We start from the raw sequence: 13,156 nt of genomic DNA, 5'->3' as shown, positions 1-13,156 counted from the left end.
GGCCTGCTACCTTCTTTTTCTCATTCGGGCATATTCAACCGTATTGCGACAGACAGGGCATGGGCGTCAAGCCCTTCCGAACGAGCCAACCGAACCGCAGAAGGCCCAATCCGGCCCAGACTGTCCGCATTCATCTTGATCAGGGACGACCGTTTCATGAAATCCAGCGTCGACAGACCAGAGGAAAAACGGGCAGTTCGGGCCGTCGGCAGCACATGGTTCGGCCCGGCAATGTAATCGCCGATCGCCTCAGGCGTGTAGCGGCCCATGAAGATCGCCCCCGCATGACGGATTTCCGCCGACAGGGCTTCCGGGTCATCCACGCACAGTTCCAGATGCTCCGGCGCAATGCGATCCACCAGCGCCGGGGCCTGCGACAAATCCTCAACAAGAATGATCGCCCCATAATCCCGCCAGCTTGCACTGGCAATGTCGGCCTTGGGCAGGGTTTCCAGATGGGAATGAATGGCCTGTTCGACGGCCTCGGCAAACTCGGCGGAATCCGTGATCAGGATACTTTGCGCCACCGGGTCATGCTCCGCCTGTGACAGTAGATCCGCCGCGATCCAAGCCGGATCGTTGCGATCATCCGCCACCACCAGAATTTCTGACGGCCCGGCGATCATGTCGATGCCAACGGTCCCGAACACCTGCTTCTTGGCGGTTGCCACAAAGGCATTGCCGGGGCCGACAATCTTGTCGACAGGCGCAATCGTCTTGGTCCCATAGGCAAGCGCACCAACGGCCTGCGCTCCGCCCACACGGTATATTTCATCAACACCGCAAAGATCGGCCGCAACCAGTACCAGCGGATTGATCACCCCGTCCGGTGTCGGCACCGTCATGACAAGACGGCTAGCCCCGGCCACCTTGGCCGGAATGGCGTTCATCAGAACGGAGGACGGATAGGTCGCAAGTCCGCCCGGCACATACAGCCCCACATTCTCGATCGCTGTCCAGCGGAAGCCAAGCTCGGCGCCCGCCTCGTCCGTATAATACTGGTCTTCCGGCTTCTGCTTCGCGTGATAGGCCTCGATCCGCTTCGCCGCCAGTTTCAGCGCTTCCAGGGTCTCGGCATCCACGGCCGCCTTGGCCGCCTCGATTTCCTCGGCCTCAACGCGAAGGTCATGCCCGCCGGTCAGGGACAGACGGTCGAACCGGTTTGTATATTCAATAACCGCCTCGTCGCCGCGCGCCTGTACCTGCGCCAGAATTTCCGCAACAATGGCATTCACATCCGCAGCAGTTTCCCGCTTTTGACCGAGCAGGGCCTGAAACCCCTCCTCAAACTCCGGGGCGGATAAAAACAGATTAGTTGCCATTGACCACCTCCCGGAACTTCTCGATCCAGCCGTTCAGTTCCTCTGAGCGGGTTTTAAGCGCCGCCCGGTTCACCACCAGACGGGATGTCACATCCAGAATTTTCTCCACCTCGACAAGTCCGTTGGCCTTCAAGGTCGCACCGGAGGAAACAAGATCGACGATCCGGCGGCAAAGCCCCAGGCCCGGCGCCAGTTCCATGGCACCCGACAGCTTGATACATTCCGCCTGAATGCCTTGCGAGGAAAAATACTGATGGGTCAGATTCGGGTATTTGGTGGCAATCCGCACATGGCTCCAGCGGTTTGGATCCTTGTCATCCTCCATCCCCTTCGGCTGCGCCACCGCCAGATAGCAATGACCGATATCCAGATCCACCGGCGCATAGATTTCCGGGTAACTGGTTTCCAGCAGCACGTCATTTCCGGCGACCCCAAGCTGGGCAGCCCCAAAGGCAACGAATGTCGCCACATCGGACGAACGGACCCGGATAATGGAAAGATTGGGAATATTGGTCTGGAAATGAAGAAGCCTGCTGGCCGGATCGTCAAATGCGGGTTCCGGCTCAATGCCCACCGCCCGAACCAGCGGCATGACCTCTTTCAGAATGCGCCCTTTCGGCAGGGCGATGACCAGTTTATCACTCGAAGACACCAAATTGCTCCGTCTTTCGCTTGAAGGACCGAATTGCCGATCGCTTCCTTATCAATTCATAAAATGGATCAGGGTTTCCCCGTCTCCCGATCGTGGGCCGGGACGTGATCGGTTTCCCACGCATCGCCGCTGTCTGTCAGGCCAACATTTATGCATTCCACGGACAGACACAAGACACCGCCGCCTGCAAAACTGAAACGCAAGTCCGTCGTTTCGTCCGGTCCCGCGTCTGCCGCGATGGACAAAAGTTCCATAACCTCGGTGGGGTTGGCCCGGGAAATTCCCGTCGATTTTGCCGCCAGCACATCGGCCACATAAAGACCCGAACGGATGCGGCTTACTGCTTTCGGCGCCGCGTCCCTGTCAGCCTTTTCCCACATGATGCGAGAGGCCGTCAGGGTGAAATGCCGCTGAGCACCCGCGAAGCTCATCTCCCCCGGAGAGGTGATGGCGCCTTCCATCATCGCAGACAGGATTTGCAGATCATCCCTGTCATTGGCCAGCAGTTTCAGTCCTTGTGTCACCGGTCTCTCCGCCTTTCCGAAAGCTGTTACTCTCCTTGCACGCGCTCGATATCCGCACCGCAGGAGGCCAGCTTTTCTTCCAGTCGCTCATATCCGCGATCAAGATGATATACACGATTGATCACTGTTTCGCCACTGGCGGCCAAGCCGGCCAGAACAAGGGATACCGACGCCCGAAGGTCCGTCGCCATAACCGGGGCACCGACCAGTTCCCGCACCCCCCGCACAAGGGCGGAATGTCCGTGAACCGTGATATTGGCACCCAGACGAGCCAGTTCAGGCACATGCATGAACCGATTTTCAAAAATGGTTTCCGTAATCATGGAGGCGCCGTTCGACACGGTCATCAGGGCCATGAACTGGGCCTGCATGTCCGTGGGATAGCCCGGATAGGGCTGCGTCATCACATCCACACCCAGAAGCGGCTGGGACGGATCACGGGACACGATCATCCCGTCCTCGGTCCTCTCAACGGTGATCCCGGCCTCTTCCATGACATCGATCACGGAATCAAGCAGGTCCGCCCGGGTATTTGTCAGTTCCACCCGGCCGCCGGCAATGGCCGCCGCCATGGCGTAGGTTCCGGTTTCAACCCGGTCCGGCATCACCCGATGCTCTGTCCCGTGAAGACGCGGTTGGCCGGTGATGACCAGACGCTCGGTTCCGTCGCCCTCGATCTTTGCCCCCATCCCCCGCAACAGGTGGATCAGGTCTGTGATTTCCGGCTCACGGGCGGCATTGTCCAGAACCGTAACACCCTCCGCAAGGGTCGCCGCCATCAGCAAATCTTCCGTTGCCCCGACGGACACCGTATCAAAGCGGATTTCCGCGCCCTTCAGACCGTTCGGGGCCTCAGCCACAATATACCCGCCGACAATCTCGATCCGGGCGCCCATGGCCTCAAGCCCGTCCACATGCAGGTTCATGGGGCGTGTCCCGATGGCACATCCACCCGGCAGGGAGACCTTGGCCTTGCCAACCCGGGCCAGCAACGGCCCCAGCACCAGCGCCCCGGCCCGCATCTTGCGAACGATGTCATAGGGGGCTTCCGTACTGGTGATCTCGCGCGCTGTCAGGGAAATGGCGCGGCCATTGCTGCTGCCATTGGCGCCGCTTTCGCCGTTCAGAACAGCCGTGGTGCCATGCTGACACAACAGATTGATCAAGGTGGAAATATCCGCCACATGGGGCAGATTTCCCAATGTCACCGTTTCATCCGTCAGAAGGCTTGCCACCATCAGCGGAAGCGCCGCGTTCTTTGCGCCGCTGATTTCGATTTTTCCATACAGGGGTTTGCCCCCCCGAATGCGAATGCTGTCCATAATATTCTGGTCCTAGACCGCCGGAACCTCCGGCGGCATCACGTCTTGTCGTTTTGTCGGGATAATGACCCGTGTTCTACTGTCATTCCACGAACAGTGCCAATGAAATATGGCACCTACACGGCCGGTCCTAAAGTTTCGGCAGGGTGACCCCTTCCTGCCCCATATATTTTCCGGCGCGGTCCCGATAGGAAACCTCGCAGGGTTCATTCCCTTTCAGGAACAGGAACTGGCAGGCGCCTTCATTGGCGTAGATTTTCGCCGGAAGCGGGGTGGTATTTGAAAATTCCAGCGTCACGTGGCCTTCCCATTCCGGCTCCAGCGGGGTGACGTTGACGATGATGCCGCACCGGGCATAGGTGGATTTGCCAAGACAAATCACCAGTACGTCCCGCGGGATACGGAAATACTCGACAGTCCGGGCCAACACGAAAGAGTTCGGCGGAATCACACAGACATCGGTCTTGCGGTCAACGAAACTGTCCGGTGAAAAGGCCTTGGGATCGACGGTTGCCGAATCAACATTGGTAAAAATCTTGAATTCGTCAGAAACACGAGCATCATATCCATAGGAGGACAAACCATAGGAAATGGTTCCTTCCCGTTTCTGGCTTTCGACGAACGGTTCAATCATGCCCTGGTTCTGGGCTGCATCTCTGATCCATTTGTCAGACAGAATGCTCATGGGTTACTCTCCGCTATACGCTGTTGAATATGGTGGGTATCTTATCGTCAACTGTTTTGAGGGCCAAGATTTTAAAGGTCCTTGGCCGCTCAAGGCTAGTCAGTCAGCCGATTTTTGTTCTTGATGGCGTCCGGCGCGGCCTCGCCCCGGCCCCGCTGCAGCCCCTTGCGCTTTCTCAGGTTTTCCCGAAGCGCCGCCGCAAGCCGCTCGGCTTTTTCCTGCTGCTGCTTCTGTTTCAGCGATATTTCGCCTTTTTTTTGCTCATTCATCGGTATTTTTCGTGGTCCGGGCCGGTTAAAAATTACGGTATTTTGCAACGGATTTCAAAATTCATGAATTTTGCCATTGCAGAACCGTTTCGGCTCTTATATACAGCGCCATGCAAAACGTAAATGCGCTATCGCATTTCTTACAGGTTGCCGCCGTAGCTCAGGGGTAGAGCACTCCCTTGGTAAGGGAGAGGTCCGGAGTTCAAATCTCCGCGGCGGCACCAGTAACTCCCCCCTTGCACTTCCTTATTCCCTGATAATGACATTCCGGCAAAACAGGCTCTTGCCCCCGATTGCGCGTGGCCTTTCCCCTGCCCCGGCTTGGCAAGTCTTCCCTTGCAGGGTAAGATTCGGGCCATCAATGCCCATGTCCATAACAAAAACAGGGAAACCACGACATGCCCGAGGCAGAACATCCACAGCACCCCCTTCTGGAACAGGTCGCCGCGTTCGCAGCGACGCATATCGCCCCATACCGAACCGACCTGATCACCAGCCCCACCTTTCCGCCAAACCTCTGGACCGCCTTTGGGGAAAGTGGCTTTGCCGGTCTGTCGCTTGCCCCGGAATTTGGCGGCGCAGGGGCTGACTACCAGACCCTTTCAAAGGCGGGGGGCCTGCTGAACCGGCGGGGCGGCGTGCCGGGCGTTACCATGACCTTCATGGCCCACTGGATCATGACCAAGCTGCATTTCTCGGAAACCCCGCCTTTGGAACAGGCCCGCACCCTGCTGCCAAAATTCGTTGCGGGCACCAGCACCGTTTCGGTTGCCATATCCGAACCCGGAGCCGGTGCCCATCCAAAACTGATGAAGGCCACGGCACGGCAGGACGGAGACGACTTTATCCTGAACGGCGAAAAAGCATTTTTGACCAACGGCCCGCTGGCCGATCATTTTCTTGTGGTCGCCATGACGGATCTTGTTGATGGGATCAAGCAGTTCAGCGCCTTTCTGGTACCGGCGGAAACGGCGGGGCTGCGACGCACGGACGGCGTGAAAATCGATTTCCTGCACCCCTGCCAGCATGGCGGCATCGTGCTGGAGGATGTCCGGGTTCCCGCCTCGGCCCTGATCGGCAAGAAAGGCACCGCCCTGAACGATATTTCCCTTCGGATGCGGGCGATTGAAGATGCGGTCGGTGCGGCCTCCCATGTCGGGTCGCTGGCGAAGCTACTGACAGAAATTGCCCCTGAGGCCCCAGAGGATCAGGCCGCAAGAATCGGCACACTGGCCGTGCAGGAACAGGCATTGTCCGTGCTGGCGGCCCATCTGGCCCGGCAGGCGGACGACCCTGCCCTTGATATTCACCGGCTTATGGAACTTCAACTGGGCTTCCGACACCAACTCACCGCCGCGCTTGCGGATTTGGGAAACCTTCTTGAACAGGTGGAAGGCCCGCTGCCGGACGGAACGAACCTGCATATGCGGGACGTCAAGAAAATAAGCGGCATTGCCGCGTCGGCCCGCGAAGCACGCCTTGCCAAGATCGGCAAGAGGCTACAATCGGCCTGACATGAAAAAGGCCCTGCTTTTTCTCAAAAACAAGGCCAAAAACGAAGAAGGGCGCCGATAGCAGCGCCCTTTCATTTTTCAGTATACCAATCTGGCTTGGAGGATGTTAGTCCACAAGTGACAGATTTTCAGCAGCGACCTTGCCGCCGCGACCAGGTACCAGCTCATAGCGAACTTTCTGGCCTTCCTGAAGCCCCGGCAGACCAGAACGCTCTACGGCGCTGATATGCACGAATGCATCCTTGGATCCATCTTCAGGTTCGATGAAACCATAGCCTTTAGTTGCATTGAAAAATTTAACTGTACCAGTGATCGCCATGCTTGCTTCCTTTCATGACAGTAGTGTGCATCGTCAAACGATGCGGTAGTTCAAGTCTTCACAAAGTCAGAAAACACACATGACCATACACAAAGCTTTAGTCATTAGGAGAAATTCGACGTTGTAAGTTAGAGAGCATTAATGCACTCTTAGATTACAAGCAAATGAAATATTTCTCCAGCCTCGATTTTGTCCGCCGAAGCGGAAACTTTCCTCAAATTCCGCCGTTTTTACGCCATTTACCGGTGTTTTCAGCAAACAGAATACACAATCAGCCTTGCAGAACAGACCGGATTCTCTCGACCAGTTGCGCATGGTGAAATGGTTTGTTGAGCAAGGGTGAATCAGCCCCGCCTTTCAGGGCATCCGCAAAGGCATCTTCCGTATAGCCAGACATGAAAACGACCTTCAGGCCGGGTTGTCCCCGGCAAAGCTCATCCGCGATTGCAGGGCCGTTCATCCCTCCCGGAAGGATCACGTCAGACAACAGGACATCCGGCACAAGCCCCTTTTCCTGCACCAGATGCAAGGCCGCGGCCCCGGCATTCGCCTCGAAAACGGTCGCCCCCGATTTCTTGAGCAAATGCGCCGTCAACTCCCGCAGGTCCTCATCATCCTCCACCAGCAACACACGGATACCGTCCAGATCCGACACCACGTCCCGAGGCCTGCTTTCAGGCAGAAGCTCTGATCCTGTTTCCGGCAAATAAATCGAGACAACCGTCCCCTCCGCCGGGACCGAACGAATGGTCACATGCCCGCCGGACTGCTTGGCGAAACCATAAACCATGGACAGGCCCAGCCCGGTTCCCCGGCCTGTCTCCTTGGTGGTGAAAAAAGGTTCGAAAACATGCTCAAGGATATCTTCGGAGATGCCCGCCCCCGTATCCCGGACAGACAGGCGCACATATTTCCCCGCCTTTACATCCGTAAATTCCGATGCCTCCCTTGGGGACAGGGAACTGTTTTCGGCCGAGATGGTCAGAATGCCGCCCCCCGGCATGGCATCCCGGGCATTCAGGACCAGATTGAGAAGGGCATTTTCCACCTGCCCCGGATCGGCAACACAGGACCACAGCCCCGAATCAAACCGAGAGCGAATTTCCACCTGCTCCCCCAAAAGACGACCGAGCATCCCGATCAGGTCCTGAACCTGCCGGTCCAATCGGGTGACCACCGGTTGCAACTGCTGCTTCCGTGAAAAGGCCAGCATACTTCGGGTCAACCGCTCCCCCCGGTCCGTTGCCCGCAGAATGGCGGCAAGGCGGGCTTGCTCGGCCTCGCCCGCGGTCCCGGCCCCTTCCAAAAGTTCTGCATTCCCCCGAATGACAGCCAGAAGGTTATTGAAATCATGGGCCACGCCTCCGGTCAGTTGGCCGACGGCCTCCATCTTCTGGGATTGCCGCAATTTTTCCTCAAGCTGCCTGCGGTCGGTGACGTCCTGCGACACGCCAAAAACGGCCACGGCCCGGCCCAGTTCATCCCGTTCCGGGCGGATACTTCCCGCCATGACAATCGGATTGCCATCCGGACGCCGGGTCATCACCTCAATCTCAAAATCCTGTTCCTCTCCCGTCTCCAGCGCTCTGACGACGGTCTCCTTCATCATCGCGCGGTCCTTTTCCGCGACAATGGCCAACCCCTGATCCAGCGTCAGGGGGCCCTCTTCTGGCTCCCTCCCATGTATCCGGTACAGCTTTTCGGACCAGTAAACCTCTCCCTGATCGATATGGGCCCGCCAATGACCGAAATTCCCGATTTCCTGAGCAAGGGACATTTCCCGTTCACGCCGCATCAGTTCAGCCTCAAAGCTGTGACGATCCGAAACATCCCGGATGATCGACATGGTGCCAGCTTCCCCATCCCATTCCACCGGGCGAACGAACATTTCGGTATCGAACATCTTGCCATAACGGTCCACATGCCGGGTATTCCCGAGCTGGGCATTTTTTCCGGCAAGAGCACTCAGGCGCAACTGAAGCACCCGGTCCCGATCCTCCGGATAGGCCAGCGCGAGGCTATCCCTCCCGATCAGATCCGCTTCTGCCTCCCAACCGAACATCCTCACTGCGCTTTCATTCAGAAAGACAATGCGCCCCTTGACCTGCACCACAAGGGCATCCGGGATCAGGGAAACAAGATCGCGGTTCTGCTTCTCGCTTTGTTCCAGCGCCCGCTTGGTCCGGATAAAGTCGGAAATATCCATGAAAGAGGCGAAATTCGCGATCTGCCCCTGATACATTGTCTTGCGGCAAATCAGGTGGGTTGTCTTCTTCCGTCCATCGGCTGTCCGAATTTCCAGCCCCGGCATGTCACATTCGGAATCTTTGAGAAGAACGGACAGCAGTTTTTTCCGATCCTCCCTGTTCCAATAGAAATCCAGACTCTGTCGTCCGATCAATTCACCATCCGGCACCCCCAGAAGTTTGTGAGCAAGGGCGTTCGCGTAAACAATCTCGTCCTGAAGGGTCAGCGTCATGGGAACGGGCGCACTGACCAGCAACTCCCGAAACAGCGCCTCGTTTGCCTCGGCCAATTGCCGGGCCTCCACCAGTTCCGTTATATTGCAATGCAGCGCTTCCCGGGCGGGATCAAGGCGCCCCGCCTCCCGATCCGATGACGGGCCGGAATGATGAAGGAACCCCTGAAAAACGGTTTCAAGGAAAAGCAGTTCCGCCTCACTCAGCCCGTTTGCCCTCGTCCCCAAAAGCAGCAGGCCCGTTTCGGTCCCATCATCAGCGCTCCCCTCTTTTCGGCCTATCCCCAAAAGCGAGGATTGATCCGCCACCAACAAGGGTTGCCATTCCGCCCCCTCACCAAGCGTGTCCATCAATCTGACCGGGACAGAAGGGGCGATCGTGTCTGCCGGGAACTGGAATGAAGACTGGCGATCCCCTTTTCGGAGGATCAGGCTAGCTGCCTCAAGATGCAAACCGTCCACAAGGATTGAAAGCGCCTCTTCCAGCGGCCTGTGCGGTGCGCCCTGCCACTCGGAAAATGCCCGAACAGATCGAAACAAGGCATCGTTTCCGTTGTACTCCATAACTCCCCCATCCCTGTCAGTACGCTAGGCTATCTCATCGGGCCTTCGGGAAGTAGTCTTTTTTAATGTAGGCTTTCTTTAAATCAGAATAAGGGAACGCGCCGCGAGGTCCTTCATCCCGGACACAAGGGCCGGCAGATTCTTGCCGGCGATTTCCCCCCGCGGACCGATGGCATTCAGGATATATTTAATCTCGGCGCCGGGCGTGGCCACCGGCACGGCAAGGGATGCCAGCCCTTCCGGCACGCTGTCTTCCTCATAGGAGAAACCGGCAATACTGTCCTGCCGGATGCAGGCTGCCCATGAGTGAAAGTCGGGCTTGTCACCCGGCCAGCGCCACTTGTCATAGGCCGCTTTCAGGACCGCATCGTCTGCCCCCTCCCACCCCAGAAGAAGGCGTCCCGTCCCCCCAAGCGCGGTTGGAAACCGATGTCCGACCCGCGCATACAGACCAAGCGGCTTGTCCGGTTCCGCCGTGGCGACGATCACCATGGCATCCTCGCGCACCTTCTGGCTCAAATACAGACAAACACCAAATTCAGTGGACAACTCCAGCAGCAACGGACTGATACGCTGCGGCAGTTCCTCGCCGCTCCGCCATCCTGTCAGTTCCAGCATCCCCCCATGGGACAGCTTGTAGGTCTTGCTCTGGCGGTTGAATGCAACGATCCCCTCTGCCTCCAGCGTTTTCAGGATGGAATAAACCGTCCCCGGATAACGCTCAAGCTGACGGGCAAGCGGCGTTACACCGATCGCCCCCCGATGCCGGGCCAGCGCCCGCATGATCTCGATTGTCAGCTTGGCCGCCCCAACAGGCTTGACCTGTGACTGTCTTTTTGTCGAATCCAGTTTCATTCATTTTCTATACAAAATCATCATTCTTTATTCAAAATATTTTTCATTGATCTTTTTGGCATGAATTGTGATCATCAGAAAAAAGAAGAACAAGAAACAGACATAGAAACGGGAGCCCCATGAACTACGCTTCAGTATTCAAACCTGACCTTTTCAGCGGACAGACCATCATCGTCACAGGTGGGGGCAGCGGCATTGGACGATGCATCGCCCATGAACTGGCTGCCCTTGGCGCAAAAATAGTCCTGACAGGCCGGTCCCAGGAAAAACTGGACACGGTACAGGCTGAAATTCAGGAAGACGGCGGACAGGCCGCAACCAAGGCCTTTGATATCCGAAACGAGGAGGCGGTGAAGCAAAGCATCGCAGAGATCGTCGAGGAGAACGGTCCCATCCATCATCTGGTCAACAACGCCGGGGGTCAGTTTGCAGTCAAGCTGGAGAATCTGAGCCTGAACGGATGGGAAGCGGTTGTTCGCAACAACCTGACCGGCGGGTTTCTAGTCAGCCGGGAGGTCCTGCTTCAAAGCATGAAGGAAACCGGTGGCACCATCGTCAATATCGTCGCCGACTTCTGGCATTCCATGCCCAACATGGGTCATTCCGGGGCAGCGCGTGCCGGCATGGTGAACTTCACCAAGACCGCCGCGCTGGAATGGGCCCATCACGGGGTGCGCGTCAACGCGGTGGCACCCGGCATCATCGCCTCCTCAGGGCTGGATACCTATGGCGAGGAACACAAGAAGTCGATCCGCGAACGCAGCAAGAAAATGCCAACCAAGCGCCTTGGTACAGAGGCCGAGGTTTCCGCCGCTGTCGTCTTCCTGATGACCCCGGCGGCGGCCTTCATCACCGGCACCACCTTGCGCGTCGATGGCGGTGTGCCCAACACCACCATCAACTATCAAATCCCGGACCATGACAAACTGCCTGCCTTTGAAGGATTTCACCGGGCCGTTTACTCGGACTTTCTTAAAGAAGTGAAGGGATAATCCATGCCTTCCCTGCAAAGCCAAATCGATACCGGTTCACCGGAATTCGAGCAGAACCGCAATGACATGCTGTCCCTGCTGGAAAATGTGCGGACCCTTGAACAGAAAGTCGTGGACCTGAGCGGCCGTCAGGCGGACCGGTTCCACAAGGCGGGCAAACTGCTCCCCCGCGAGAGGATCGATGCCCTGCTGGATCCGGGCAGTTCCTTCCTTGCTCTCAGCTCCCTTGCCGGGCTTGGCCTGCACGAGGACGATGGCAAGGATCAGGTCCTGGGCGGCTGCGTCATTACCGGCATCGGGCAGGTTGCCGGCACGCGGGTTGCCGTGATCGCCAGTGACAGCGCCATCAAGGGCGGAACCGGCACATGGGCCGGGGCACAGAAAACCATCCGCCTGCAACAGATCGCCCGCGAACAGAAACTGCCGGTTGTCAATCTGGTGGAAAGCGGGGGCGGAAACCTGCGCCTGACGCATATGACCTTTGCGGTTCTTGGCGGCAGGCGGTTTGCCAATCAGGCGCGTTTGTCCGCCGACGGCATCCCGCAGGTAACCGTGGTTCACGGCAGTTCCACCGCCGGCGGGGCCTATGTTCCCGGCATGTCCGATTATGTCATTGCCGTGCGCAATCAGGCCAAGATGTTTCTGGCAGGCCCGCCGCTTCTTAAAATGGCGACCGGTGAAATTGCCACCGACGAAGAACTGGGCGGTGCCGCCATGCATGCCGAAGTGGCCGGAACCGCCGAATGGGTGGCCGAAGATGACCGCCACGCCATTTCCCTGACACGGGACTTGGTTGGCAACACCAACTGGCCAACCCGAACCGAGGGAACGGGCCAGCTTGAGGCCCCCGCGCCCCTCTATGACCCTGAGGAACTGATGGGGGTTGTGCCGGTCGATTACCGGAAACCGGTAGACGTTCGGGAAATCATTGCCCGCGTTGCCGATGGGTCCGACTTCCTTGAATTCAAGGAGGATTTCGACCCCTTCACCATTTGCGGCTGGGCCCATGTGAACGGGTACCGCTGCGGCATCATTGGCAATAATGGCCCGATCACTGCAAAAGGCGCCGTCAAGGCGGCCCAGTTCATCCAGCTTTGCGATCAGGCGGAAACACCGCTGGTCTTCCTGCAAAACACCACCGGCTTCATCGTCGGCAAGGATGCGGAAACCGCTGGCATCATCAAGCACGGGTCCAAACTGATTCAGGCCGTCACCAACGCCCGCGTTCCCCGCATCACCATCATGGTCGGCGCCTCTTTCGGGGCCGGGAACTATGCCATGTGTGGCCGGGGCTATGATCCGGACTTCCTGTTCTCGTGGCCCAACCACCGTATCGCGGTCATGGGCGGCGAACAGGCTGCCGGGGTTCTGGAAATTGTTGCCCGCGGCAGCGCCGAGCGGCGCGGCCTTGATGTGGATGAAGACAAGATGACCGCCCAGCGCGAAGAAATTCTCTCCCATTATGACGCAACATCCTCGGCGCTCTATGCCACATCCCAGGTTTGGGATGACGGGATCATCGATCCCCGGGACACCCGCAAAATTCTGGGCGAATGCCTCGCCATTACAAACGGCGCCCGCCATCGGGACGTTCGGCCCAACACATTTGGCGTTGCCCGCCTGTAAAAAACCAAAACAAAAAACAAGAACAAGGGACAG

12 protein-coding genes and 1 tRNA gene are annotated in these 13,156 nt (G+C 57.8%); 4 read left to right on the top strand and 9 right to left on the bottom strand.

Going from position 1 to position 13,156, the window contains the following annotated elements:
- Positions 1 to 20 precede the first annotated feature (20 nt).
- The 6 genes from hisD to FQB27_RS03955 form a co-directional block, all read right to left on the bottom strand.
- Positions 21 to 1,322: a histidinol dehydrogenase gene (hisD, locus tag FQB27_RS03980; protein ID WP_169559554.1), complete on the bottom strand. Its 1,302-nt coding sequence runs from the start codon at positions 1,320 to 1,322 to the stop codon at positions 21 to 23.
- A complete protein-coding gene (hisG, locus tag FQB27_RS03975) occupies positions 1,312 to 1,974 on the bottom strand; it encodes an ATP phosphoribosyltransferase (protein ID WP_169559553.1) in 663 nt (220 codons plus the stop codon). The genes hisD and hisG overlap by 11 nt, the downstream gene beginning before the upstream one ends.
- Before the next feature lie 68 nt (positions 1,975 to 2,042).
- Positions 2,043 to 2,498: a DUF2948 family protein gene (locus FQB27_RS03970; protein WP_169559552.1), complete on the bottom strand. Its 456-nt coding sequence runs from the start codon at positions 2,496 to 2,498 to the stop codon at positions 2,043 to 2,045.
- A gap of 26 nt (positions 2,499 to 2,524) precedes the next feature.
- Entirely contained in the window at positions 2,525 to 3,820 is a 1,296-nt protein-coding gene (gene murA, locus FQB27_RS03965; RefSeq protein WP_169559551.1) for a UDP-N-acetylglucosamine 1-carboxyvinyltransferase, read from the bottom strand.
- Between the two features lie 130 nt (positions 3,821 to 3,950).
- Positions 3,951 to 4,505 carry a dCTP deaminase gene (dcd, locus tag FQB27_RS03960; RefSeq protein ID WP_169559550.1) on the bottom strand — a complete coding sequence of 185 codons (555 nt, stop codon included), beginning with the start codon at positions 4,503 to 4,505 and terminating at the stop codon, positions 3,951 to 3,953.
- 95 nt (positions 4,506 to 4,600) lie between these two features.
- Positions 4,601 to 4,774: a hypothetical protein gene (locus FQB27_RS03955; protein ID WP_169559549.1), complete on the bottom strand. Its 174-nt coding sequence runs from the start codon at positions 4,772 to 4,774 to the stop codon at positions 4,601 to 4,603.
- Between the two features lie 149 nt (positions 4,775 to 4,923).
- Here FQB27_RS03955 and FQB27_RS03950 point away from each other — a divergent pair.
- Positions 4,924 to 4,998, top strand: a tRNA-Thr gene (locus FQB27_RS03950).
- A 174-nt stretch (positions 4,999 to 5,172) separates the two neighbouring features.
- A complete protein-coding gene (locus FQB27_RS03945; protein ID WP_169559548.1) occupies positions 5,173 to 6,288 on the top strand; it encodes an acyl-CoA dehydrogenase family protein in 1,116 nt (371 codons plus the stop codon).
- Between the two features lie 106 nt (positions 6,289 to 6,394).
- Here FQB27_RS03945 and FQB27_RS03940 read toward each other — a convergent pair whose 3' ends face one another.
- From FQB27_RS03940 to FQB27_RS03930, 3 genes are all read right to left on the bottom strand, one after another.
- On the bottom strand, positions 6,395 to 6,607 hold the full coding sequence (locus FQB27_RS03940; RefSeq protein WP_169559547.1) for a cold-shock protein: 213 nt from the start codon (positions 6,605 to 6,607) through the stop codon (positions 6,395 to 6,397).
- Between the two features lie 271 nt (positions 6,608 to 6,878).
- Complete coding sequence (locus tag FQB27_RS03935; protein WP_169559546.1) at positions 6,879 to 9,626, bottom strand: hybrid sensor histidine kinase/response regulator; 2,748 nt, start codon at positions 9,624 to 9,626, stop codon at positions 6,879 to 6,881.
- Positions 9,627 to 9,728: 102 nt separating this feature from the next.
- On the bottom strand, positions 9,729 to 10,505 hold the full coding sequence (locus tag FQB27_RS03930) for an IclR family transcriptional regulator (RefSeq protein WP_169559545.1): 777 nt from the start codon (positions 10,503 to 10,505) through the stop codon (positions 9,729 to 9,731).
- A gap of 119 nt (positions 10,506 to 10,624) precedes the next feature.
- Between FQB27_RS03930 and FQB27_RS03925 the strand changes: the two genes are divergently transcribed.
- Both FQB27_RS03925 and FQB27_RS03920 read left to right on the top strand, forming a co-directional pair.
- Complete coding sequence (locus FQB27_RS03925) at positions 10,625 to 11,497, top strand: SDR family oxidoreductase (protein WP_169559544.1); 873 nt, start codon at positions 10,625 to 10,627, stop codon at positions 11,495 to 11,497.
- Between the two features lie 3 nt (positions 11,498 to 11,500).
- Positions 11,501 to 13,123: an acyl-CoA carboxylase subunit beta gene (locus FQB27_RS03920; protein ID WP_169559543.1), complete on the top strand. Its 1,623-nt coding sequence runs from the start codon at positions 11,501 to 11,503 to the stop codon at positions 13,121 to 13,123.
- Positions 13,124 to 13,156: the final 33 nt, after the last annotated feature.

The organism is Sneathiella chinensis (genome assembly GCF_012720115.1).
Classification (GTDB): domain Bacteria; phylum Pseudomonadota; class Alphaproteobacteria; order Sneathiellales; family Sneathiellaceae; genus Sneathiella; species Sneathiella chinensis.
Note: the sequence above shows the minus strand (reverse complement) of the source record. Positions and strands in the feature narration are given on the sequence as shown.

What these genes read in the sequence shown, in the direction of transcription:
- FQB27_RS03930 (WP_169559545.1), bottom strand. Translation starts at nt 10,505, where the DNA reads ATGAAACTGGATTCGACAAAAAGACAGTCACAGGTCAAGCCTGTTGGG.
- FQB27_RS03925 (WP_169559544.1), top strand. Translation starts at nt 10,625, where the DNA reads ATGAACTACGCTTCAGTATTCAAACCTGACCTTTTCAGCGGACAGACC.
- hisD (WP_169559554.1), bottom strand. Translation starts at nt 1,322, where the DNA reads ATGGCAACTAATCTGTTTTTATCCGCCCCGGAGTTTGAGGAGGGGTTT.
- FQB27_RS03945 (WP_169559548.1), top strand. Translation starts at nt 5,173, where the DNA reads ATGCCCGAGGCAGAACATCCACAGCACCCCCTTCTGGAACAGGTCGCC.
- FQB27_RS03940 (WP_169559547.1), bottom strand. Translation starts at nt 6,607, where the DNA reads ATGGCGATCACTGGTACAGTTAAATTTTTCAATGCAACTAAAGGCTAT.
- FQB27_RS03920 (WP_169559543.1), top strand. Translation starts at nt 11,501, where the DNA reads ATGCCTTCCCTGCAAAGCCAAATCGATACCGGTTCACCGGAATTCGAG.
- murA (WP_169559551.1), bottom strand. Translation starts at nt 3,820, where the DNA reads ATGGACAGCATTCGCATTCGGGGGGGCAAACCCCTGTATGGAAAAATC.
- dcd (WP_169559550.1), bottom strand. Translation starts at nt 4,505, where the DNA reads ATGAGCATTCTGTCTGACAAATGGATCAGAGATGCAGCCCAGAACCAG.
- FQB27_RS03955 (WP_169559549.1), bottom strand. Translation starts at nt 4,774, where the DNA reads ATGAATGAGCAAAAAAAAGGCGAAATATCGCTGAAACAGAAGCAGCAG.